Here is a 21,279-nt window from a genome sequence, read left to right as displayed (position 1 = left end):
GCCAGCCAGCAGCAGCAGCAGCACACCGATCCCACCGCGTTCCCGGAGTCCGCATGAAACGTCAGAAGCAGTTGAATGGCAGTGCCGTCGAAGTCGAAACCGCTTTTTACGATGCGCTCAACCGGGCCGATGTCGACGCCCTGATGGCCCTGTGGGCCGACGACGAGGAGATCGTCTGCATCCACCCGGGCGGGCCGCGCCTGATCGGCCACGCCGCCATCCGCGCCTCGTGGAGCGCCCTGCTCGAGCACGGCGGCCTGCACATCCTGCCGTCGCAGCTGCACGAGACGCATAACCTGATGAGCTCGGTGCACACCGTCATCGAGGGCACCAGCGCCGCCAGCGGCGAGGCGGCCCACCTGCTGGCCACCAACGTCTACGTCAAGACGCCGCGCGGCTGGCGCATCGTGCTGCACCACGTCTCGGTCGGCCCCGGTCCGGTGCCGACCGAGTCGCCGGCGCAGATCCTGCACTGAACGCGCCGGCCGCCGGGCAAGCCATGCGCTACCCCGCCCCCCTGTGGCTGCCCAGCGGCCACCTGCAAACCATCTACCCGGCCACCTGCATCGCCAAGCCGGCGGTGGCCTACCGGCGCGAGCGCTGGGAGGCGCCGGACGGCGACTTCGTCGACATCGACTTCGTCGACGGCCGGCCGGGGCAACCCTTCGTGGTGCTGTTCCACGGCCTCGAGGGCTCCTCCGACAGCCACTACGCGCGCGCCCTGATGGCCGCCGCCGCCGCGCGCGGCTGGTCCGGCGCCGTGCCGCACTTTCGCGGCTGCTCCGGCGAGGCCAACCGCGCGCCGCGCTTCTACCACTCCGGCGACGCCGCCGAGATCGACTGGATTTTGCGCCGCCTGCGCGGCCGCGGCACCGGCCTGTTCTACGCCACCGGCGTCTCGCTGGGCGGCAACGCCCTGCTGCGCTGGCTGGGCGAGTCGCAGCACCAGGCCGACTTCGTCGACGCCGCCTGCGCCGTCTCGGCGCCGCTCGACCTGGCGCAGGGCGGCGCGGCCCTGGCGCGCGGCTTCAACCGCGTCTACACGCGCATGTTCCTGCAGACGCTGAAGCCGAAGTGCGAGGCCAAGCTGGCGCAGTACCCCGGCCTGTTCGACCTGGCCGCGCTGCGCGCCGCGCGCGACCTGTACGCCTTCGACAACGTGGTCACCGCGCCGCTGCACGGCTACCGCGACACCGACGACTACTGGCAGCGCGCCAGCGCCAAGCACGTGCTGGGCGACATCACCGTGCCGACCCTGGTGCTGAACGCCCGCAACGACCCCTTCCTGCCCGGCGGCCACCTGCCGCGCCACGCCGCGCCGGCGGTGCTGCTCGACTACCCGGCGCACGGCGGCCACGTCGGCTTCGCCGTCGGCGCCCTGCCGGGACGCATCAACTGGCTGCCGCAGCGTATGATGCACTTTCTGCAGGGCGCCACCGACGACGCCCGCGCCCGCAGCAAGGCCGAGGCCTGAGCGGGCGGCACACAACGGGCCGCCGTCGAGGCGGCCGGAAAAGCACAACATGGATGAGATCGTCAAACAAGCCATCGCCAAATGGCCCAACGTGCCGCACTGCTACGGCTGGCTGGGGCTGGACGCGCGCGGCCAGTGGCGCATGCGCGACGAGCGCGCACAACAACTGGACCTGCCGGGCGACAAGTTGCAGCATACCGCCCTGCTCGCCTTCATCGCCCGCAACTACGACGTCGACGAGCGCGGCTGCTGGTATTTCCAGAACGGCCCGCAGCGCGTCTACCTGAACTTGGAGGCGACGCCCTACATCGCCCGCAGCGAGCCCGGCGAGGGCTGGCGCTTGCACACCGGCGTGACGATGGGGCCGCTGGACGCGGTCTACCTGAGCGTGGCCGGCGCGCTGATCCTGCACAGCGGCACCGTGGTCGCCCAGCTCGACGACCGCGACTTCGCCCAGGTGCTGCCCTTGTTGTGGATGGACGGCGCGGCCGTCGCCGACGAGGCGCTGATGGCCTGGCTGGGGGACGGCAAGGGCGAGCTGAGCCTGCACCTGCGCGACGCCGAGCTGCCGGTGGCGCGGCTGGCGGGGGACGAGGTCGCCGCGCGCTTCGGCTTCGTGCGGCGGCCGGCGCCCTAGGCGGCGGCAGCGAAAAACAGCTTCTTCACGGATTCGCGGGATGCCGGCCTTACCCCGCAAGCGAAGGGGTCTGACTCCCCGCCTTGGCGCCGAATGGGGTCAGACCCCGGCTTCCGCGTCCCGGGGTAGGGGTAAAAAACAGCCGCCAGCGGCGCGGCTCGGGCTAGCGGCGCGGAATGCGTGACTCCGGCAGCGCCATGCTTGCCGGGAAGGCGGACGGCGCCATCGTCTCCGCCGGCGTGGTCGACAGGCGCAGCGTCGGCCCCGGCGCGGCCGCCGACGGCCCCGCCAAATCCTTCTTGCCCCGCTCGCCCAGCTCCTCGCGGCGGCGCGCCTGCAGCTCGCGCTCGCGGGCGTCGATCACGGCCTGGTCGTAGAAGGTGGCGTCGGGCGCCTTGCGGGCGATGGCCAGCTGGTCCAGCGCGGCCAGCACGCCGCCCTGCAGCACATACGACTCGGTCAGCGCCAGATGCTGCAAGGCCTGCTTGCCCTGCGCCGCGTAGGCCTCGGCCAGTAGGTCGAACACCTCCGGCTCCTCCTTGTACAGCTGCGCCTGGTCGCGCAGGTACAGCGTCGCCTGCTCCAGCCTGCCCGCCGCGATCAGCGCCTCGCCGTACTGGTGGGCGATGCCGCGCGACAGCGGAAACTTCAAGCGCGCCGCCTCGGCCTCCTTCAAGGCCAGCGCGATGACGGCGGCGTCCTTCCTCTGCTCCAGCTTGATTTCCAGCGCCGTGCTGACGAAGATCGAGCCGCCCGTCTGCGGCCGGGCGCCGCTGAAGGTGCCGGCCGCCGGCGCCTGCTCGGCGGTGGCGCGCGCCTTGTCCAGCCAGCTCTGCGCCTTGGCCATGTCGCCCTTCTTCAGCGCCACCATCGCCAGGCCGTATTGCGCCGCGCAGATCTGCTGCCGGCTTTGCTGCAACATCTGGTTCTCGAAGAACACCTTGGCCTCGGCCAGGCCCTGCGAACTCTCGTCCTGCAGCACGCGGGCGCGCGAGCGCACCAGGTAGAAGTCCAGGCTGTCGAGGCGCTGCTTGTAGGGCTGCTCGCGGATGCGCGCCTGGATGTCGGCGATGCGCTCGGTGGTCAAGGGGTGGCTTTGCAGATAGGCCGGCGTCAGGTCGCTGTAGGAGCGGCTGGCCGTCTGCATGCGCTGGAAGAAGGCCACCATGCCGCTGCTGTCGAAGCCGGCCTCGCCCATGATCTGGAAGCCGATGCGGTCGGCCTCGCGCTCGGCCTCGCGGCCGAAGTTGAGCTGGCGTTGGATCGCCAGGCCCTGGCCGGCGGCGAACACGCCGATGGCCGCGTCGCCGCCGGCGCCGCCCTTCGCCGCCAGCGCCGCCAGGATCATCGCCGCCAGCGGGATCAGCGCGTCCTGCTTCTGCTGGCCCAGCTGGCGGGCGATGTGGCGCTGCGCCACGTGGCCGATCTCGTGGCCCAGCACCGAGGCCAACTCCGACTCGCTCTGCGCCGCCAGCAGCAGCGCCGAGTGGACGGCGATGAAGCCGCCCGGCAGGGCGAAGGCGTTCAACTGCGGATCGCGCACGGCGAAGAAGAAGTAGTCGAAATTGGTCTCGCCGCGCGCGCCCGGCCGCGCCGCCACCAGCGCGTTGCCGAAGTTGTTCAGGTACTCGAGGATGGGGCCGTCGTCCAGGTAGTCGAGGTTGCGGCGGATGTCGCGCATGATCTCCTCGCCCAGCTTGCGCTCGATCAGCGGCGACAAGTCCTGCCGCTCGGTGTCGCCCAAGGTCGGCAGGTTGGGGATGTTGGACGACGGCAGCACGTTCTGCGCCATCAACAGGGGCGCCGCCAGCAGCGTGGCGGCGGTCAGTAGGCGGCGCAGCGCGTGGCCGGATGGGAAACGTTTGGAATTCACGGTGCTATCATACCCGTTTTGCCGCACCGCCGACCACCCGCCACCTTCTAGCGATCCACGCCATGACCACACAGCCCAGCACGCCTCCAGCAGACCACCTGACCCACTTCGACGCCACCGGCCAAGCCCACATGGTCGACGTCGGCGCCAAGGCGGAGACCCACCGCACGGCCGTGGCCGGCGGCACGATCCGCATGAAGCCGGAGACGCTGGCGATCATCGTGGCGGGCACGGCCAAGAAGGGCGACGTGCTGGGCATTGCCCGCATCGCCGCCATCATGGGCGCCAAGCGCACCAGCGACCTGGTGCCGCTGTGCCACCCGCTGGCGCTGACCCGGGTGACGGTCGACTTCGACGTCGACCAGGCCAACCACAGCGTGCACTGCCGCGCCCAGGTCGAAACCTACGGCAAGACCGGCGTCGAGATGGAGGCGCTGACCGCCGTCCAGGTCGGCCTGCTGACCGTCTACGACATGTGCAAGGCGGTCGACCGCGGCATGGTGATGAGCGACATCCGCGTGATGGAAAAGCACGGCGGCAAGAGCGGCGACTGGACAGCGGATCTTGACAAGTAACAGCGTCCCCGCCGCGCTCGACAGCAACGCGCTGGGTACGCGCGGGGAATCTATTTTTGAAAGCAGGATACTGAGATTTCACGGCAACAAACCTCTGTACCTCTATCAGGAGAAACAGATGAAAAATGGTGAATCGATACTTGCCGACAGACTAGCGGAAAATTTGGCCATCATGGTGCTAACTCGCGTGCCCGGCCTGCAACTGAGCCGCCCGGATCGATCAACAGGGTTAGATTTCATTGCCACGCTAAGTAACCACAGCAATGGCAACGGAGACAGTACCGTGTTCGGAGTGCTGATCAAATCAACGATGAACATCGAAAAAATAGTCGGTCCCGATGGTGTGGTGGAGGGGAACACCGCTGCCTCCATAGCCAAAGTCGCCCAAAATTCCACTGTCCCGGCGGCCCTGCTCGTCATCGACTTGGCGACGGAGGAAGCCCGGTTTGGATGGGTACCCCATCCCGCTCACGATTTTGGTAAACACGGCACTTCGACTGGCCAGCTTCAAACCGTCATAGCCACTAAGATGGAACTAGAGTCCGCGATAACAAAATTTCGTTTGGCGCAGAAAATAGGCAGCGCCAGCACGACCAAATGAAGAGGAAAGACGTGGCATCAGTCCACCGGTTCCCGGTTGCTCAGGCAACATAGGGCGCGGTCGGAGGCCCGTAGCGCCTCACTCACTCGCTTCCCTCTTCAACTCATCGGCCGTGCAAGGCCCGCGATGTTCCAGCGTGCCACAGCACGCGGACTGGCGAAGGACTACGGGGTATCGCATCCATCCATCTTGAAGGCGGCATAGGCAGCGTAGCGGGTGGATAATTAGCGCGGCTAAGCCCCAATGCTCTAGCGCGGCTAAGCCCCAATGCTCTATGATGTGATTATCGCAATTGGTGGGACGTGACTATGCCGACAGGACAATGCCGCCTTTGCCAAGAAGTCGCGGAGCTTCAGTCAAGCCATGTCTTACCCGCCTTCGTGTTTAGGTGGTTACGGGAGTCGGCAGGGGGCGGACACTTGCGAGGCAGTGACGCGCCGAATCGCCGGGTGCAGGACGGGGTAAAGCATCATTGGCTATGCTCTACCTGCGAGGGCGTGCTGAGCATTTCCGAAGGCCATTTCGCCAACAGACTGTTCTTGCCCTACACAAACAATTCGGCGACGCGTGTCAGTTATTCGACATGGCTAATGCACTTCTGCACATCGGTGTCATGGCGAGTGCTACGTGCTGCCGTTGAGCGAAACGAGTTCCAGGCTTGGCCTGCCGAAGCAGTCGCCCGTCTTCACGTCGCCGACGCTGCATGGCGCGACGTGCTACTTGGGAAGCTTCCGCATGCTGGGCTTCAACAGCAGCACATGCTTCCCTTGGATCAGATCGAAAGCACTACCGGAGTGGGCCTCGTGCCGAACATCAATCGCTACCTCATGCGTGCGGTGCAAATGGACTTATGCGTTGCCGGCGAGATGATCTTCACGTTCGCCAAGCTAGGAAGGTTCATTATTCTCGGCTTTGTCCATGAGCCGAAGATGGATCGCTGGAAAGGAACAAAAGTGCATGCGACCGCTGGATTCATCGAGCCACGAAAGTACGCGGTTCCCGGCATGCTGGCCCATTATCTGAACGAGAAGGCGGACAAGATGGCGGAAGCACTCCGCAGTATGTCCGACGCGCAGCACACAAAAGTAGATAAGGCTTTCCGCGATAACGTGGATCAGTACATCGACAGTGACGCCTACGATGCAATGGTTGCGGACATAGAGATGTTCGGGGATGCGGCCTTCTCAAAGCGCTGATCCGGGTGGCACGAGGGGCCAGCAAAAGGTGCGATCAGTTACGGTCGGTGGACAAGACGACACTGGTTCGGCAATGCGCTACACTGGTCCTGACAGCGCACGAACGGAGGATAGTATGACTACACTTGCTCAGGACGCCGGCGAGCATTCGCCGGCCGCCCCCCCAACAGAGGTTCGGCATGACGATGCGCATAGTGAAGCACGGCGGCGGCGCGCTGCCGCGCTGAAGCGCATCGCCGGCTTGTGGGCAGATCGCAAGGATATCCCGGCGGACGGTTTGGAGTACCAGCGCGAGATGAGGGCCGAATGGCGCTAGTCCTCTTCGACACGAACATACTTATCGACGCGCTAAAGGGCTATAAGGTCGCGCTCGACGAACTGGAATACTGGAACGAACCGGCGATCAGCGCGATCACTTGGATGGAATTGTTTGCCGGTGCTAAACCCGACGACATCGACGAGCTGACCCGGTTCATCGCCGATTTCGGCTTCGAAATCATCCACACCGACGACGGGATCATGGCTGCGGCCGCACACATTCGCGGCAAGAGCATACGCCAAGGTCCGAAAATCGCCCTTCCTGATGCCATCATCATGGCGACCTCGATTGCGCGAGGCTTAATCCTCATCACGCGCAACAAGAAGGACTTTAAGGGGCCGCATGTGCGCATTCCTTACGAGTTGGAAACGACAACATCAGTGAAGACTGTCAATGTCGTCCCTCGGGGCACACCGCGTCCCCTTTAGCAAGCTCCATTCTTGTCTGATTGTTACGCCACGTTAGCGCGTATATAATTGACGGAGCAGTAATAGGTGTTTCACAGACGGCCAAGGATCAGGCATACTTGTCGGCTGAACATTGTCTTACAACACTATACCGAGCAGGCGAAAAGGGCTTACGAATGAGCAGCAACACTCCGCCGAGCGAAGCGAAGACCCAGGAATACGAATTCGAACAGATGAACTTGCAGGTGGGTGGACGTATCCAGTTCATCACCCACCGCACCATCAAACCGATCCAGCACTTCTCCACGCTGATCGGCTGGGTCAAGGACGAGTACATGATCGTCAAAATCCCGGTCGAGAACGGCGCCCCGATCGCCCTCAACGACGGCGACAAGCTGACCATCCGCGTCTTCTCCGGCGTCAACGTCTGCTCCTTCGCCTGCACCGTGCAGCGCATCTTCCCGCGCCCGCTGTTCTACGTCCACCTGTCCTTCCCCACCACGATCCAGGGCACCAGCCTGCGCGCGGCCATGCGCGTCAAGGTCGACATCCCGGCCCAGGTCAGCTCGCCGGCCGGCACCACCTCGGTGTTCCTGGTCAACCTGAGCGTGTCCGGCGCGTTGATCGAGTCGCCCAAGAAGCTCACCGACGACGACAACATGGTCGGCCTGTCCTTCTACCTGATCGCCCAGCCCGGCAACCGCCAGGTGCGCATCAACCCCAACGCCACCATCCGCAACATCAACATGGTCAAGCCGGCCAGCGCCGACAAGGCCGAGGTGTTCACCTACGGCGTGCAGTTCATCGACCTCGACCCGGTGCACTACACGATGCTGCAAAATCTGACCTACGAGGCGCTGATCGCCGACCGCCAGAAGATCGTCTGAGCGCCGTCCGGTCCGTGTAAACCCAAAAAACCAGGTCGCGAAACCTGGTTTTTTTGTGCGGCGACGCGCCCGGCGTCGCCTTTTCGCAACAGTCACGCCATTACATGCTGTTTTTCTCGATCGCCGCCTTGGCCGCCGGATTGGTCACGGTGGTGGTGATTTTCCAGGCCAGCGCGGTACCGCCGGTTGGCAGGCTAGGCGTGAAGGTGATCGTCAAGCCATCGATGCCGCTGCCCAGGCCGGTGGCCAAGGTTTCCTTGATGACGCCATCGGCCGCCGTGGTCACGCTGGCGACTTCCTTGGTGGCGACGAAGGCGCTGTCCAGCGGAACGCCGTTGCTGCCGCTCTTGCAGTCGGTCAATACCCCGCCGGCTTCCTGGCCGCACAGCGCCACGGCCGTCTTCAGCGAGGCCACCCCGGAGATCGCGTTGGCGATCTTGGCCTTGGCGGTGTAGTCGCTATAGGCAGGAATAGCCACGGCCGCCAGAATGCCGATGATGGCGACGACGATCATCAATTCGATGAGGGTGAAGCCGGCCTGTGCTTGTTTCTTGATCATGGTCATCGATTTCATTTTGCTACTCCTGAGTGAGGTAAAGATGGGGTGCCACACTCAGGTAACAGCAATCGCCGTGCCAGACCACTTCCAGGGTGAAAGTCGGAGGAAAGCGCCGGCTAGCGCCATTTTTTGTCGGCCGAACTGACTTTTTTTGTCAGTTGGACCGACAAGTATCGGCCGACTGACAATTTTCGTCAGTGCGGCGGCGCCGCGCGACCGGCCCGGTTCAGGCCAGGCGGAAGGCCAGCAGGGTGCCGTCCAGTTCGATCACGTCGCCGTGCCGCAGCAGCGTGTCGGCGCCGTCCAGCGCCACGCCGTTGAGCAGCACCGGCAGCGCGCCCTCGCGTTGTTCGATGCGGTAGGCGGCCGGGGTGCGATGGATCGCCACCACCTGAGCGCCGGGCCGGCCCAGCGAGGTCAGCGGCTTGGTCAGCGCCATGCGCTTGCCGGCGTTGTTGCCGTTCAATATTTCAATATCGGCCAGGGCGTGTGTCGCCAGCGCCGCCATAGCCGCCGTGGCGGCGGCGGCCGAGGGGCGCACGCCGTCGGCGCGGAACTCCATCTCGACCTTGGCCAGGCGGATGATGTCCTTGTCTTGCAGAAAATGTTTGCCGACGCGGTGGCCGTTGACGTAGGTGCCGTTGGTGCTGTGCAGGTCTTCTAGGAAGGAGTCGTCGAGGATGGTGACGATGGCGGCGTGGCGGCCGCTGACGGTGGGGTGGGCCAGCACGATGTCGTTCTGGCTGTGGCGGCCCAGGCTGACGCGCTCCTTGCTCAGGGCCACCTGCCGCTCGACCTGCCCATCATGCGAGATGATGATTTTCGCCAATCTATCCTCCAGCCGGGGCCGCTGGACGGCCATGGAATCGCGCTTAAAAATGATAACGGGGAGCACTAGGCTCCCCGCTATTATTCACTACTCGACTGCGATCCGGCTAATTACAGCATGGCCTTCAGCAGACGCGCCATTTCGGACGGGTTCTTGGTGACGGTGATGCCGCAAGCTTCCATGATTTCCAGTTTGGCTTGCGCGGTGTCGGCACCGCCGGAGATCAGCGCGCCGGCGTGGCCCATGCGCTTGCCCGGAGGAGCGGTGACGCCGGCGATGAAGCCGACCACTGGTTTCTTCATGTTGTCTTTGATCCAGTAAGCCGCGTTGGCTTCGTCCGGACCGCCGATTTCGCCGATCATGATGACCGCGTCGGTATCAGGATCGTCGTTGAACATCTTCATGATGTCGATGTGCTTCAGACCGTTGATCGGGTCGCCGCCGATACCGACTGCGCTCGACTGGCCCAGACCCAGTGCGGTCAGCTGACCGACTGCTTCGTAGGTCAGGGTGCCCGAACGCGAGACCACGCCGATGCGGCCGCGTTTGTGGATGTGGCCTGGCATGATGCCGATCTTGATTTCGTCCGGGGTGATCAGGCCTGGGCAGTTAGGGCCCAGCAGCAGGGTTTTCGAACCCGACTTGGCCATACGGTCCTTCAGCGCCATCATGTCACGGACAGGAATGCCTTCGGTGATGCAAATGGCCAGGTCCATCTCGGCTTCGACGGCTTCCCAGATCGCTGCGGCCGCGCCTGCTGGCGGGACGTAGATGACCGACACGTTGGCGCCGGTTTCTTTTTTCGCTTCGGTGACGTTAGCGAAAATAGGAATGCCTTCGAAATCTTCGCCGGCCTTCTTCGGGTTCACGCCGGCGACGAAAGCGGCTTTGCCGTTTGCGTAGTCGCGGCACATGCGGGTGTGGAACTGGCCGGTCTTGCCGGTGATCCCTTGGGTGACAACTTTGGTATCTTTATTGATCAGAATGGACATGTTGATTCCTTAATTAAGCTTGACCGGCAGCGGCGGCGACGACGCTCTTCGCTGCATCTTCCATGGTGTCGGCCGCGATGATCGGCAAACCGGACTCGGCCAGCATTTTCTTGCCCAGATCTTCGTTGGTGCCCTTCATGCGCACCACCAGCGGTACCTGCAGCGAAACGGCTTTCGACGCGGCGATGACGCCTTCGGCGATGACGTCGCAACGCATGATGCCGCCGAAGATGTTCACCAGGATGGCTTTCAGGCCAGGGTTCTTCAGCATGATCTTGAACGCTTCGGTGACTTTTTCAGCCGTCGCGCCGCCGCCCACGTCCAGGAAGTTGGCCGGCTCGCCGCCGAACAGCTTGATGGTGTCCATGGTGGCCATGGCCAGACCGGCGCCGTTGACCAGGCAACCGATGTTGCCGTCGAGCGAGATGTAGGCCAGGTCGAACTTCGAGGCTTCGACTTCGGCTGGATCTTCTTCGTCCAGGTCGCGGTAGGCGACGATTTCAGGCTGGCGGAACAGGGCGTTGGCGTCGAAGTTGAACTTGGCGTCCAATGCGATGACCTTGCCGGAGCCGGTCAGGATCAGCGGGTTGATTTCGGCCAGCGACGAGTCGGTTTCCCAGTAGGCTTTGTACAGGCCTTGCAGGTTGACGCGGGCGTCGACGATCGACTCGGCGGGCACGCCGATTTTGCTCGAGATGGCATCGGCCTCGGCATCGGTCAGGCCGACGGCTGGATCGATGGCGATCGAGTGCAGCAGTTCCGGGTGGGACTCGGCGACTTCCTCGATGTCCATACCGCCTTCGGACGAGGCCATCAGCACGACGCGTTGCGAAACGCGGTCGGTGACCATCGACACGTACAGTTCCTTCTTGATGTCGGCGCCTTCTTCGATCAGCAGGCGGCGAACTTTCTGGCCTTCAGGGCCGGTCTGGTGCGTGACCAGCTGCATGCCCAGGATCTGCTCGGAGAATTCTTTGACTTGTTCCAGCGACTTGGCCACTTTCACGCCGCCGCCCTTGCCGCGACCGCCGGCATGGATCTGTGCTTTTACAACCCAGACTGGGCCGCCCAAGGTTTCGGCGGCTTTGACCGCTTCTTCTACGGACAGGCACGGGATACCGCGCGGAACCGTCACTCCGTATTTTCGGAGGATTTCTTTGCCTTGATACTCATGGATTTTCATGCTGGCTTCCCTTCTGATGCTGATGTGTAAAGATCGGTTGATACTGCGAAATGTGTGAAACGAAAAGCAGATACTGCTACGCGCTAGCCCGGTGCTGCTTTGGCCACCCAGCGCGGGTAAAACTGCGCCACGGCACCACCATCGGTGCGCAGCGCATGGCATTTGTCGAGTTGAAACGGTTTGTCGTGCGGCTGCTCGGCGCTGGCGTTGGCCGAGTCGTGGGTCGACCAGACGTCGTTGGCGAAGGCCTGCACCGCCGCCGTGGGCAGGATCTGCGCCAGTTCGGTCAGGTGGGTGCAGCCGTGCACGCCGGCCAGGCGGGCCTTGAGCTCGTGGCGGAAACCGCGCATCAGGTTCAGGCCGATCAATTTCTTGTAGTCGGGGCCGATGGTGTTGCAAAAACCGGGATAGGGGACGGCATCGGACACGGCTTCGGCGTCGACGATGGTCAGCTGCAAATCCACGGTGATGCGCAGGGAAAGGTCGTGCAGGGCGTCGCCACCGCTGCGCAGGCCGGAGGCCAGCAGGGTGTCCTTGACTTTGATGTCGGTGATACGGGCGTCAAGGTCCCACAGGCCATCGTCGCGGGCGAACGCTTGGATGTCGATTGCGCGCGTGTGCCGCAGCGCACGTCGGGAAACGGGAGTTGACAGGGACATAAGACCGATGCCGCTTGCGCGGCGGAAAATAGTAAGCAGCCATGTGCTGAACGCACGTGTCCGCAGCTTCTACGGACAACTACCGCACCTGCGGCGCTGCAAAAACCGTAAAAGTGTAGCACACCGCGCCCGCAGTTGCGCCAGAACATGTGCTTTGCAGCATAAATGCGACCTGTTAAGCCAGCTTTGCAGTCAGAAATACAAGACAATGCCGGGGCCGGCGGCGGCGCTTTTCCCGGGTTATAGAAACCATACCCATTCGGCATGACGGCGATGCGTATGGTGAATATCTGCCACCCTCATTCGCCGTCGGCGTCCGGCTCCACGCCGCGCAGGGCGGCGTACACGGCGCGCTGGGAAAAGCCGCGCTGCATCAGGAAGCGCATCTGTTTGTTGCGCTCCTGCGGGTCGGCCGCCACCGTGCCGAACTTGCGCCGCCACACCTCGCAGGCGCGCGCCGTCTCGCCTTCGACCAGGCCGGCCTTCAGCTCCTGCAAGGCCTCGCCGCCGACGCCGTGGCTTTGCAGCTCGGCGACGATGCGGCTGTTGCCGTAGCGGGCCGCGCGGCGGTGCACCAAAGATTCGGAGAAACGCTCGGTCGACAGCCAGTTGTTCTTCTCGAGGAAGTCGAGCAGGGCCTCGACGTCGTCGCCCTCCTCGGCGTGGCGCGCCAGCTTGCGCCCCAGCTCGAGCCGGCTGTGCTCGCGCATCGACAGGTAGCGCAGCGCGCGTCCCTTCAGGCTAAGTTGCGGTGCCGCCATAAAACCCCTTGCGCAATGAGAAAACCACCGGGCCGCGAAACGCGGCTCGGTGGCTGACTGGTGTGGCGGGCCGGTACCCGCCAGCAAACTTCGCCGGGGCCGGCGCGCCTGCTGGCCACGCCCGTCCCGTCCTGCTGTGACTAACTAGTTGCGGCGGGCCTAGTCGACCGCCTTCAGCTTGGCCTCGGCCTTGTCGGCCTTGTCGGCTTTTTCCGGCTTGTCGGCTTTTTCGGCCTTGTCGGCGGTCAGCGCCGGCAGTTCACGCACGCCCAGCGACAGGCGCACCTTGTTTTCGATCTCCCAGGCCAGCTGCGGACGCTCCTTGAGGAAGGCGCGGGCGTTGTCCTTGCCCTGGCCGATGCGTTCGCCGTTGTAGCTGTACCACGAACCGGACTTCTCGACGATCTTCGCATCCGAACCCAGATCGAGGATCTCGCCTTCGCGGGAAGTGCCTTCGCCATACAGAATATCGAAGTGGGCTTCCTTGAACGGCGGCGCGATCTTGTTCTTGACGACCTTGACCTTGGTTTCGTTGCCGATCACCTCGTCGCCCGACTTGATCGAGCCGGTGCGGCGGATGTCCAGCCGCACCGAGGCGTAGAACTTCAGCGCGTTGCCGCCGGTGGTGGTCTCCGGGCTGCCGAACATGACGCCGATCTTCATGCGGATCTGGTTGATGAAGATGACCAGGGTGTTGGTGCGGTTGATCGAGCCGGTCAGCTTGCGCAGCGCCTGCGACATCAAACGGGCCTGCAGGCCGGGCAGCGAGTCGCCCATGTCGCCCTCGATCTCGGCGCGCGGCGTCAACGCCGCCACCGAGTCGATCACCACCATGTCGACGCTGCCCGAACGGACCAGGGCGTCGCAGATTTCCAGCGCCTGTTCGCCCGTGTCCGGCTGCGAGATCAGCAGCTCGTGCAGGTTGACGCCGAGCTTTTGCGCGTAGCCGACGTCGAGCGCGTGCTCGGCGTCGATGAAGGCGCAGGTGCCGCCCAGCTTTTGCATCTCGGCGATGGTCTGCAGGGTCAGCGTGGTCTTGCCGGACGACTCGGGGCCGTAGATTTCCACCACGCGACCGCGCGGCAGGCCGCCGACGCCGAGGGCGATGTCCAGGCCGAGCGAGCCGGTCGAGACGACCTGCACTTCTTCGATCGGGGTGCTGGAGTCCATGCGCATGACGGAACCCTTGCCGAACTGCTTTTCAATCTGGGCCAGCGCGGCGGCCAGCGCCTTCGCCTTTTCAGATGCGGGTACAACAGCTTTTTTATCGTCCATAATCTTCTTTCAGCCCGGGTAAGCGCGGTGAATGGGGGAATTGCGAGTCGAATTCTTCGTGACAGACGACACTGTATAAAAAAACAGTGCTTATTGCAAGCGGGATTTTGCCGCCGCCTTGAAATAGCGCAAAGCGAGCGCAAGGCGAGCGCAAAGCGGCCCTGCGCCGCCCAGCAACGGCGGCGCGACAAAAATTGGCCTCGCCGGGGGAAATGCCACACAATACACACTTACCCCGTCGGATTGCTTGCCATGCGTATTTTACTTGCCGAAGATGATAGTGTGCTGGCCGATGGACTGACGCGCTCGCTGCGCCAGTCCGGCTACGCCATCGATTGCGTGAAGAACGGCCAGGAGGCCGACACCGCCCTGTCGACCCAGGAGTTCGACCTGCTGATCCTCGACCTGGGCCTGCCCAAGATGAGCGGGCTGGAGGTGTTGCGCCGGCTGCGCGCCCGCGCCTCGCTGCTGCCGGTGCTGATTTTGACGGCGGCCGACTCGATCGAGCAGCGCGTCAACGGCCTCGACCTGGGCGCCGACGACTACATGGCCAAGCCCTTCGCCCTGTCCGAGCTGGAGGCGCGGGTGCGCGCGCTGACCCGCCGCGGCGCCGGCGGCGGCGCCACGGTGATCCGCCACGGCCCGCTGTCCTACGACCAGGTCGGCCGCAGCGCCTACATCGGCGAGCAGATGCTCGACCTGTCGGCGCGCGAGCTGGGCCTGCTGGAGATCCTGCTGGCGCGCAGCGGCCGCCTGGTGTCCAAGGAGCAGCTGGTCGACCACCTGTGCGAATGGGGCGAGGAGGTCAGCAACAACGCCATCGAGGTGTATGTGCACCGGCTGCGCAAGAAGATCGAGGTGGGCGGCATCCGCATCGTCACCGTGCGCGGGCTCGGCTACTGCCTGGAGAAATTCAGCGAGGCCGCCAAGGCCGGCGCCGACGCGCCCGAGGCCAAGTGAGCGGGCGCGACGGCGCCCAGGCCGACGAGGCCGGCGCCGAGTTCGGCGGCTACCAGCCGCCCGCCAGCGAGCAGGACGACGACATCCAGCACTCGCTGTTCGGCGAGATCCTCGACTGGATGCTGGCGCCGCTGCTGCTGTTGTGGCCGATGAGCATCGCCATCACCTACCTGGTGGCCAAGACGATCGCCAACCAGCCCTTCGACCACGCCCTCGAGGACAGCGTCACCGTGCTGGCGCAGCAGGTGCGCGAGGTCGACGGCAAGCTGGTCAAGCGCCTGCCCGGCTCGGCGCGCGACATCCTGCGCGCCGACGACGTCGACAGCGTCTACTTCCAGATCGCCGACGCCGACGGCGGCTACGTCGACGGCGACCGCGACCTGCCGCAGCCGCAGGAGGACGACGACATCCGCGCCGGCGCGGTGCGCTTCCGCAACGACAACATGCACGGCACGCCGGTGCGCGTGGCCTACTCCTACATCGAGCTCGACGAGCGCGGCCTGCCCGAGGCCGGCATGGCCCTGGTGCAGGTGGCCGAAACGCTGGAGAAGCGCGGCAAGCTGGCCAACGCCATCATCAAGGGCGTCATCCTGCCGCAGTTCATCGTCCTGCCGATCGTCCTGGCGCTGGTCTGGTTCGCCCTGGCGCGCGGCCTGTCGCCGCTGGCCCAGCTGCAGGAGCGCATCCGCGCGCGCGGCTCGGACGACCTGTCGCCGATCGACTCGAAGCAGGTGCCCGAGGAGATCTCGCCGCTGGTGCGCTCGCTCAACGAGATGCTGGCCCGGCTCTCGCTGTCGATCGAGATGCAGAAGCGCTTCATCGCCGACGCCGCCCACCAGATGAAGACGCCGCTGGCCGGCATGCGCATGCAGTCCGAGCTGGCGCTGCGCCAGACCGACAGCGGCGAGATCCACCGCTCGCTGGAACAACTGGCCAAGAGCTCGGAGGCGGCCACCCGGCTGGTCAACCAGCTGCTGGCGCTGGCGCGGGCGGAAAACCAGCCGCAGGCCGGCACCGCCTACGTGCCGATCGCGCTGGCCGAGCTGGCCCGCAGCGGCGTGCAGGACTGGGTGCCGAGCTCGTTCAGCCAGCGCATCGACCTCGGCTTCGAGCCGCCGGCCGAGCAGATCGACATCGCCGGCAACCCGACCATGCTGCGCGAGATGCTCTCCAACCTGATCGACAACGCGCTGCGCTACACGCCGGCCGGCGGCAGCGTCACGGTGCGCGTGCGCGGCGACGCCGAGCACGCCATCCTCGAGGTCGAGGACACCGGCCCCGGCATCCCCGCCACCGAGCGGGCCCGCGTCTTCGAACGCTTCTACCGCATCCTCGGCAGCAACGTCGAGGGTTCCGGCCTGGGCCTGGCCATCGTCCGCGAGATCGCCCAGCAACACGGCGCCGAGGTCGACGTCTACAGCAACCCGCGCTCCCACCAGGCGAAAATGCCCGGCTGCCTGTTCCGCCTCAGCTTCCCGCGGCTGGCGCCGGCGCCGGCCGAAGAGAACGAACCCGACTACTATGGATAATCCGAGCCCCCCGCCCACCCCGCTGCAGGCCGAGCGGCTGCGCCTGGCGCGCCACTGGCAGGCCACGCGGCGCCTGAGCGCCGGCCTGCTGCTGCTGTGGCTGGGCACCGGCTTCGCCGCCGCCTTCTTCGCCCGCGAGCTGGCCGGCCTCAGCCTGTTCGGCTGGCCGCTGTCGTTCTACCTGGCGGCGCAGGGCGCCTCGCTGGTCTACCTGGCCATCATCGGCGGCTACGCCTGGCGCCTGCGCCGGCTCGACCGCGACTACCGCGCCGCCCGCTTCCAGGACGGCGCGTGAAGGCCGCCCGCACCTTCTTCCAGCGCCTGCGCAGCTACTACCTGCTGTTCACCGGCGGCTTCCTGTGCTTCCTGGTGGCGCTCGCCGTGCTCGAGCAGGAGGGCATGCCGCGCGTCTGGATCGGCTACCTGTTCATGTTCGCCACCATCGTGCTGTACGCCACCATCGGCGTGCTGAGCCGCACCTCCAACGTGCTCGAATACTATGTGGCGGGGCGGCGCGTGCCGGCCCTGTTCAACGGCATGGCGACGGCGGCCGACTGGATCTCGGCGGCCAGCTTCATCAGCCTGGCCGGCGGCCTCTACCTGCACGGCTTCGACGGCCTGGCCTACATCATGGGCTGGACCGGCGGCTACTGCCTGGTGGCGCTGCTGATCGCGCCCTACCTGCGCAAGTTCGAGCAGTACACCATCCCCGACTTCCTCGCCGCCCGCTACGGCGGCGACGGCGGCGGGCGCGCCGTGCGCAGCCTGGCGGTGGCCGCCACCATCGTGGTCTCCTTCACCTACGTGGTGGCGCAGATCTACGCGGTCGGCCTGATCGCCTCGCGCTTCACCGGCGTCGACTTCTCGGTCGGCATCTTCCTCGGCCTGGCCAGCATCCTGGTCTGCTCCTTCCTCGGCGGCATGCGCGCCATCACCTGGACCCAGGTGGCGCAGTACATCATCATCCTGATCGCCTTCCTGATCCCGGCCATCTGGCTGTCGGCCAAGCACGCCGACAACCCGCTGCCCCAGCTCGCCTACGGCCAGCTGCTGCCCAAGCTGGGCGCGCGCGAGGCGGCGCTGGCGGCCGACCCGGGCGAGCGCCAGGTGCGCGCCATCTTCGCCCAGCGCGCCCAGGCCTACGCCGACCAGCTGGCCGGCCTGCCGGCCTCGTGGGACGCCGGCCGCCTGGCCACCCAGCACCAGTTGGCCCGGGTCAAGCAGCGCAACGCCTCGCTGCTGGAGATCCGCGGCGCCGAGCGGGCCCTGCTGGCCTACCCGAAGAACCCCGACGAGGCGGCCCGGCTGTGGGACGAGGCGCGCCGCTGGAACCTGGCGCGCGCCGCGCCGCTGACGCCGCACGGCCAGCCCTTCCCCGGCGCCGACCGCGAACAGTCCGACATCAAACGCAACAACTTCCTCGCCCTGGCGCTGTGCCTGATGCTGGGCACGGCGGCGCTGCCGCACATCCTGATGCGCTCCTACACCACCGCCTCGGTGCACGAGGCCCGCGTCTCGGTGTTCTGGACCCTGTTCTTCATCCTGCTGATCTACCTGACCATCCCGGCGCTGGCGGTGCTGGTCAAGTACGACATCTATTCCGGCCTGGTCGGCAGCGACTTCGCCCGCCTGCCCACCTGGGTGTCGTACTGGGCCAACGTCGACAAGTTGACGCCCTTGATCAGCATCAACGACGTCAACCACGACGGCATCGTCCAGCTGGCCGAGATCGCCATCGACGGCGACGTGCTGGTGCTGGCCACGCCGGAGATCGCCGGCCTGCCCTACGTGATCTCCGGCCTGGTCGCCGCCGGCGGCCTGGCGGCGGCGCTGTCGACCGCCGACGGCCTGCTGCTGGCCATCTCCAACGCCCTCTCGCACGACGTCTACTACAAGATGGTCGACCCGGGCGCCTCGACGCAGAAGCGGGTCACCATCTCCAAGCTGCTGCTGTTGGCGGTGGCCTTCATCGCCGCCTACGCCGCCTCGCAGCGGCCGGGCGACATTTTGTCGCTGGTCGGCGCCGCCTTCTCGCTGGCCGCCTCGACGCTGTTCCCGGCGCTGGTGCTGGGCGTCTGGTGGCGCCGCGCCAACGGCCAGGGCGCCATCGCCGGCATGCTGGCCGGCTTCGCCGTCTGCGTCTACTACATGCTGCACAGCCATCCCGTGCTGGGCAGCGGCGCGGCCGGCCAGTGGTTCCACATCGCGCCCATCTCGGCCGGCGTGTTCGGCGTGCCGGCCGGCCTGCTGGCGGCGGCCGTGGTCAGCCTGCTGACGGCGCCGCCGCCGCCGCGCATCCAGGCCATGATCGCCTACGTGCGGGCGCCCGAGCGCGAGGGCTGAATCCTTCCGCCTTGGCGCGGCAAGGCGGCGCGGCAAGGCGGCGCGGCCGCTTGACGGCCCGGGGCGGGCCGTCGATGCAGCGGGTCGCATTTTCGGCAAGCAGATGTTATCCTGTGGAAATTATCTATTTGGAAAAATAGTAACTCGATCAACACGGAGCAAACATGTCAGCACACCCCGTCCTGCGCGCCGGCTGCCTGGCCGCCACCCTGCTGCTCGGTGCCGCCCAGCTGGCCGCGCCGGCCTTGGCGGCGACCGCGCCGCCCGCAGCGGCCGGCACCGCGCCGCCGCTGGCCGCCTTCTTCAACAATGTGCAGATGAGCGACGCCAAGCTCTCGCCCGACGGCAAATTTCTCGCCGTGCGCGTGGCCGCCGAGGCGGCCCGCGACGGCCTGGTCGTCATCGCCGTCGACACGCTGGCGGCCTTGCGCGTGGCCCAGTTCAGCAATGTCGACATCGGCGACTTCGAATGGGTCAACGCGCAGCGCCTGATCTTCGACAGCCGCGACAACACGGTGGCGCCGGGCGACCAGCGCCACGGCGCCGGCCTGTACGCGGTCGACCGCGAAGGCGCCAACTTCCGCCAGCTGGCCGAGAGCAGCTTCGTGCCGCCGTCGACCACCGGCACCGTCATCAAGCGCAACGTGCAGCCTTGGCACACCTTCCTGCTGGGCCAGCCGGGCGCGCAGACCACCAGCCACGTGTACGTGCAGCGGGCCGGCTGGAACGACGCCAGCGGCGACGTCACCCACTGGGACCTGGTGCAGCTCGACACCACCAGCGGCCTGGCCAACGTCGTGCAACGTCCCGGCAAGGTGCAGTCCTGGCTGCTCGACCAGGCCGGCGAGCCGCGCCTGGCCGTCACCGAGGACCAGGGCAGGGACGCCGTGCACTACCTCGACCCGGCCAACGGCAAATGGCGCAAGCTAGCCGAGTTCGCCTCTTTCGGCGAGTCGCCCGGCAACTTCGTTCCGCTCGGCTTCGGCGCCGACGGCAAGCTCTATGTGCGCGCCCGCGCCGGCCGCGACAAGAGCGGCGTCTACCTGCTCGACCTGGCCAGCGGCCAGATCGCCGCCGAGCCGCTGGTCTCGCTGGCCGACTACGACTTCGGCGGCGCCCTGGTCTATGGCAAGGGCAGGCTGCTCGGCATGCAGGTGCTGTCGGACGCCCGCAGCACCGTCTGGTTCGACACCGCCATGAAGGCGGCCCAGCAGAAAATCGACGCGCTGCTGCCGGCCACCGTCAACCTGGTAGCGGCGGCCCACAACGCCGACTCGCCCTGGCTGCTGGTAAACGCCTATTCCGACACCCAGCCGACCGCCTTCCTGCTGTTCAACACCGCGACGGCGGAACTGAAGACGGTCGGCCACACCCACCCGGACATCGTGGCGGCGCAGATGGGCACCCAGGACCTGGTGCGCTACCCGGCGCGCGACGGCCTGAGCATCCCGGCCTGGTTGACCCTGCCGCGCGGCAAGGACAAGCCGCTGCCGATGGTGCTGCTGGTGCACGGCGGGCCGAACCTGCGTGGCAGCGAGTGGGGCTGGGACGCCGAAGCCCAGTTCCTCGCCTCGCGCGGCTACGCCGTGCTGCAGCCGGAGTTCCGCGGCAGCACCGGCTTCGGCGCCAAACACTTCCGCGCCGGCTGGAAGCAATGGGGCCTGGCCATGCAGGACGACCTGGCCGACGGCGTCAAGTGGGCCGTCACCCAGGGCATCGCCGACCCCAAGCGGGTCTGCATCGCCGGCGCCAGCTACGGCGGCTACGCCGCGCTGATGGGGCTGGTCAACGACCCCGGCCTGTACCAGTGCGGCATCGACTGGGCCGGCGTCAGCGACATCGGCAAGATGTTTTCGAACAGCCACAGCGTGCTGTCGGACATGGGCGACGAATGGCGCAACTACGGCATGCCCGAGCTGATCGGCGACCCGGTCAAGGACGCCGCCCGCTTCCAGGCCACCTCGCCGCTGGCCCAGGCGGCCCGCATCAAGCAGCCGCTGCTGCTGGCCCACGGCAGCGACGACCGCCGCGTGCCGCTCTACCAGGGCAAGGACTTCTACCACGCCGTCAAGGCCGGCAACCCGCAGGTCGAGTGGGTGGTCTACGACGGCGAGGGCCACGGCTGGTCGCTGGCCAAGAACCGCATCGACTTCTGGGGCCGCGTCGAGCGCTTCCTGTCCAAGCACATCGGCGCCCAGCGCCAGCAACCCTGAACCGGAC

General features: G+C 66.1%; 21 protein-coding genes. 13 read left to right on the top strand and 8 right to left on the bottom strand.

The features are described 5' to 3' along the window. Positions 1-53: 53 nt before the first annotated feature. From BM252_RS00220 to BM252_RS00210, 3 genes are read left to right on the top strand one after another with little or no spacing between them, the layout of a single operon-like run. Positions 54-476: a YybH family protein gene (locus BM252_RS00220; protein WP_093382020.1), complete on the top strand. Its 423-nt coding sequence runs from the start codon at positions 54-56 to the stop codon at positions 474-476. 23 nt (positions 477-499) lie between these two features. Next, positions 500-1,474, top strand: coding sequence for a YheT family hydrolase (locus BM252_RS00215; protein ID WP_093382018.1), 975 nt, complete (start codon positions 500-502; stop codon positions 1,472-1,474). Positions 1,475-1,523: 49 nt separating this feature from the next. Next, entirely contained in the window at positions 1,524-2,111 is a 588-nt protein-coding gene (locus tag BM252_RS00210; protein ID WP_093382016.1) for a DUF2946 family protein, read from the top strand. Positions 2,112-2,274: 163 nt separating this feature from the next. Here BM252_RS00210 and BM252_RS00205 read toward each other — a convergent pair whose 3' ends face one another. After that, entirely contained in the window at positions 2,275-3,984 is a 1,710-nt protein-coding gene (locus BM252_RS00205) for a M48 family metalloprotease (protein ID WP_483880234.1), read from the bottom strand. Positions 3,985-4,046: 62 nt separating this feature from the next. Between BM252_RS00205 and moaC the strand changes: the two genes are divergently transcribed. The 5 genes from moaC to BM252_RS00180 all read left to right on the top strand — a co-directional run bounded on the left by moaC (position 4,047) and on the right by BM252_RS00180 (position 7,969). Further along, on the top strand, positions 4,047-4,559 hold the full coding sequence (gene moaC / locus BM252_RS00200) for a cyclic pyranopterin monophosphate synthase MoaC (protein ID WP_093382014.1): 513 nt from the start codon (positions 4,047-4,049) through the stop codon (positions 4,557-4,559). Beyond that, positions 4,549-5,160, top strand: coding sequence for a hypothetical protein (locus BM252_RS29810; protein WP_139236229.1), 612 nt, complete (start codon positions 4,549-4,551; stop codon positions 5,158-5,160). Before moaC ends, BM252_RS29810 begins: the two co-directional genes overlap by 11 nt. A 497-nt stretch (positions 5,161-5,657) precedes the next feature. Further along, entirely contained in the window at positions 5,658-6,356 is a 699-nt protein-coding gene (locus BM252_RS29800; RefSeq protein WP_139236228.1) for a hypothetical protein, read from the top strand. A gap of 306 nt (positions 6,357-6,662) precedes the next feature. Next, positions 6,663-7,103, top strand: a complete 441-nt coding sequence (locus BM252_RS00185; RefSeq protein ID WP_093382007.1) for a type II toxin-antitoxin system VapC family toxin — start codon at positions 6,663-6,665, stop codon at positions 7,101-7,103. A 155-nt stretch (positions 7,104-7,258) separates the two neighbouring features. After that, positions 7,259-7,969, top strand: a complete 711-nt coding sequence (locus tag BM252_RS00180; RefSeq protein WP_093382005.1) for a flagellar brake protein — start codon at positions 7,259-7,261, stop codon at positions 7,967-7,969. Positions 7,970-8,069: 100 nt separating this feature from the next. Here the strand turns inward: BM252_RS00180 and BM252_RS00175 are convergent, their stop codons facing one another. The 7 genes from BM252_RS00175 to recA all read right to left on the bottom strand — a co-directional run bounded on the left by BM252_RS00175 (position 8,070) and on the right by recA (position 14,227). Continuing rightward, positions 8,070-8,543 carry a pilin gene (locus BM252_RS00175; RefSeq protein WP_093382004.1) on the bottom strand — a complete coding sequence of 158 codons (474 nt, stop codon included), beginning with the start codon at positions 8,541-8,543 and terminating at the stop codon, positions 8,070-8,072. Between the two features lie 211 nt (positions 8,544-8,754). Further along, complete coding sequence (locus BM252_RS00170; protein WP_093382002.1) at positions 8,755-9,357, bottom strand: FHA domain-containing protein; 603 nt, start codon at positions 9,355-9,357, stop codon at positions 8,755-8,757. 110 nt (positions 9,358-9,467) lie between these two features. Next, entirely contained in the window at positions 9,468-10,349 is an 882-nt protein-coding gene (gene sucD, locus BM252_RS00165; protein ID WP_093381999.1) for a succinate--CoA ligase subunit alpha, read from the bottom strand. Positions 10,350-10,362: 13 nt separating this feature from the next. Further along, positions 10,363-11,532, bottom strand: a complete 1,170-nt coding sequence (sucC, locus tag BM252_RS00160; protein WP_093381996.1) for an ADP-forming succinate--CoA ligase subunit beta — start codon at positions 11,530-11,532, stop codon at positions 10,363-10,365. 83 nt (positions 11,533-11,615) lie between these two features. Then, on the bottom strand, positions 11,616-12,191 hold the full coding sequence (locus tag BM252_RS00155; RefSeq protein ID WP_093381994.1) for a DUF2889 domain-containing protein: 576 nt from the start codon (positions 12,189-12,191) through the stop codon (positions 11,616-11,618). A gap of 299 nt (positions 12,192-12,490) precedes the next feature. Beyond that, entirely contained in the window at positions 12,491-12,952 is a 462-nt protein-coding gene (recX, locus tag BM252_RS00150; protein WP_093381990.1) for a recombination regulator RecX, read from the bottom strand. A 159-nt stretch (positions 12,953-13,111) separates the two neighbouring features. After that, complete coding sequence (gene recA, locus BM252_RS00145) at positions 13,112-14,227, bottom strand: recombinase RecA (protein ID WP_093381987.1); 1,116 nt, start codon at positions 14,225-14,227, stop codon at positions 13,112-13,114. Positions 14,228-14,479: 252 nt separating this feature from the next. On the opposite strand from recA, the gene BM252_RS00140 reads away from it, so the two are divergent. From BM252_RS00140 to BM252_RS00120, 5 genes are all read left to right on the top strand, one after another. Next, positions 14,480-15,187 (top strand): response regulator, encoded by a 708-nt coding sequence (locus BM252_RS00140; RefSeq protein ID WP_093381984.1) that lies wholly within the window; start codon positions 14,480-14,482, stop codon positions 15,185-15,187. Further along, positions 15,184-16,716, top strand: a complete 1,533-nt coding sequence (locus BM252_RS00135) for a sensor histidine kinase (protein WP_245774010.1) — start codon at positions 15,184-15,186, stop codon at positions 16,714-16,716. The genes BM252_RS00140 and BM252_RS00135 overlap by 4 nt, the downstream gene beginning before the upstream one ends. Beyond that, positions 16,709-17,011, top strand: a complete 303-nt coding sequence (locus BM252_RS00130) for a DUF4212 domain-containing protein (RefSeq protein ID WP_093381982.1) — start codon at positions 16,709-16,711, stop codon at positions 17,009-17,011. Before BM252_RS00135 ends, BM252_RS00130 begins: the two co-directional genes overlap by 8 nt. Next, the gene (locus BM252_RS00125) at positions 17,008-19,059 is read left to right on the top strand and encodes a sodium:solute symporter family protein (RefSeq protein WP_093381978.1); all 2,052 of its coding nucleotides are present in this window, start codon (positions 17,008-17,010) and stop codon (positions 19,057-19,059) included. The genes BM252_RS00130 and BM252_RS00125 overlap by 4 nt, the downstream gene beginning before the upstream one ends. A gap of 164 nt (positions 19,060-19,223) precedes the next feature. Beyond that, complete coding sequence (locus BM252_RS00120; protein ID WP_093381977.1) at positions 19,224-21,272, top strand: alpha/beta hydrolase family protein; 2,049 nt, start codon at positions 19,224-19,226, stop codon at positions 21,270-21,272. Positions 21,273-21,279 lie beyond the last annotated feature (7 nt).

The sequence above is a fragment of the Rugamonas rubra genome (assembly GCF_900114705.1).
GTDB classification, from domain to species: domain Bacteria; phylum Pseudomonadota; class Gammaproteobacteria; order Burkholderiales; family Burkholderiaceae_D; genus Rugamonas; species Rugamonas rubra.
Note: the sequence above shows the minus strand (reverse complement) of the source record. Positions and strands in the feature narration are given on the sequence as shown.

Coding starts and splice junctions, on each gene's coding strand:
- BM252_RS00220 (WP_093382020.1), top strand. CDS start 54: ATGAAACGTCAGAAGCAGTTGAATGGCAGTGCCGTCGAAGTCGAAACC.
- BM252_RS00215 (WP_093382018.1), top strand. CDS start 500: ATGCGCTACCCCGCCCCCCTGTGGCTGCCCAGCGGCCACCTGCAAACC.
- BM252_RS00210 (WP_093382016.1), top strand. CDS start 1,524: ATGGATGAGATCGTCAAACAAGCCATCGCCAAATGGCCCAACGTGCCG.
- moaC (WP_093382014.1), top strand. CDS start 4,047: ATGACCACACAGCCCAGCACGCCTCCAGCAGACCACCTGACCCACTTC.
- BM252_RS00185 (WP_093382007.1), top strand. CDS start 6,663: ATGGCGCTAGTCCTCTTCGACACGAACATACTTATCGACGCGCTAAAG.
- BM252_RS00180 (WP_093382005.1), top strand. CDS start 7,259: ATGAGCAGCAACACTCCGCCGAGCGAAGCGAAGACCCAGGAATACGAA.
- BM252_RS00175 (WP_093382004.1), bottom strand. CDS start 8,543: ATGAAATCGATGACCATGATCAAGAAACAAGCACAGGCCGGCTTCACC.
- sucD (WP_093381999.1), bottom strand. CDS start 10,349: ATGTCCATTCTGATCAATAAAGATACCAAAGTTGTCACCCAAGGGATC.
- sucC (WP_093381996.1), bottom strand. CDS start 11,532: ATGAAAATCCATGAGTATCAAGGCAAAGAAATCCTCCGAAAATACGGA.
- BM252_RS00155 (WP_093381994.1), bottom strand. CDS start 12,191: ATGTCCCTGTCAACTCCCGTTTCCCGACGTGCGCTGCGGCACACGCGC.
- recX (WP_093381990.1), bottom strand. CDS start 12,952: ATGGCGGCACCGCAACTTAGCCTGAAGGGACGCGCGCTGCGCTACCTG.
- recA (WP_093381987.1), bottom strand. CDS start 14,227: ATGGACGATAAAAAAGCTGTTGTACCCGCATCTGAAAAGGCGAAGGCG.
- BM252_RS00140 (WP_093381984.1), top strand. CDS start 14,480: ATGCGTATTTTACTTGCCGAAGATGATAGTGTGCTGGCCGATGGACTG.
- BM252_RS00130 (WP_093381982.1), top strand. CDS start 16,709: ATGGATAATCCGAGCCCCCCGCCCACCCCGCTGCAGGCCGAGCGGCTG.
- BM252_RS00120 (WP_093381977.1), top strand. CDS start 19,224: ATGTCAGCACACCCCGTCCTGCGCGCCGGCTGCCTGGCCGCCACCCTG.